Origin of the sequence: Isoptericola croceus (assembly GCF_029382255.1) — a bacterium.
GTDB classification, from domain to species: domain Bacteria; phylum Actinomycetota; class Actinomycetes; order Actinomycetales; family Cellulomonadaceae; genus Isoptericola; species Isoptericola croceus.
Genome location: NZ_JARLLG010000292.1, coordinates 1 through 270, shown reverse-complemented (window position 1 = coordinate 270; position 270 = coordinate 1). Strand labels below are relative to the sequence as shown.

Sequence of the window (270 nt, the reverse complement as noted above, 5' to 3'; positions counted from 1 at the left end):
ACCTTTTCTTCTAAGCCGGCGATTTCTTCTTGGGATAAGAAGGTGAAGTACTTGAGGTACTTCACAACGTCGCGGTCATCTTGGTTCAACCAGAATTGGTAGAATTCGTACGGCGAGGTCTTTTCGGGATCAAGCCAAACGGCCCCCCCGGCGGTCTTACCGAACTTGGTCCCGTCAGCCTTGAGCATCAGCGGAATCGTTACCCCGAAGACCTTGGTGTCGCTGCCTTCAACCTTGTGAATCAGGTCGATCCCCGACGTAATGTTCCCC

1 pseudogene is annotated in these 270 nt (G+C 53.0%); it reads right to left on the bottom strand.

The features are described from left to right. A pseudogene (locus PZC42_RS24710) lies at window positions 1-270 on the bottom strand (tyrosine--tRNA ligase); the annotation flags it as partial.